This window comes from Bradyrhizobium sp. Kon58 (assembly GCF_055807455.1).
The window spans coordinates 1-605 of the sequence record NZ_JBVVOT010000111.1; the positions used below are offsets into that span (position 1 = coordinate 1).

General features: G+C 64.1%; 1 protein-coding gene. It reads left to right on the forward strand.

The genetic code is table 11. From position 1 onward, the window contains the following. Positions 1–605: IS256 family transposase (locus tag AC0L20_RS39685; RefSeq protein ID WP_473295617.1), on the forward strand; the 605-nt coding region annotated here is incomplete at both ends.

The window sequence follows — 605 nt, forward strand, 5'->3', positions numbered from 1 at the left end:
TGCATCCTGGTGCTGATCGGTGCGACGCCGGAAGGCCGTAAGGAACTGGTCGGCTTCACCGATGGTGCCCGCGAGAGCGCGTACGACTGGCGCGATCTGCTGCTTGATCTGAAGCGGCGCGGGCTCGCCGTGCCTCCGCGGCTCGTTATCGCCGATGGCGCGCTCGGCTTCTGGAAAGCTGCCGGCGAGGTCTGGCCGAAAACGCGCGAGCAGCGCTGCTGGGTGCACAAGACCGCGAACGTGCTCGCCAAGTTGCCGAAGAGCCAGCAGCCGAAAGCCAAACGCGCGTTGCAGGAGATCTGGATGGCTGAAACGAAGGTCGCCGCCGAGCTGGCGTTCGGCGCCTTCATCGAGAGCTACGCGCTGAAATACCAGAAGGCGGCCGACTGCCTGAGCAAGGATCGGGACACGCTACTGGCGTTCTACGACTTCCCCGCCGAGCACTGGAAACACCTGCGGACGACCAATCCCATTGAAAGCACCTTCGCCACCGTGCGCCACCGCACCATCCGATCGAAGGGTTGCCTGTCCAACAGGACGGCGCTCGCGATGGTCTTCAAACTGCTTGAGGCCGCGCACAAAAGCTGGCGTCGTCTCGATGGCCA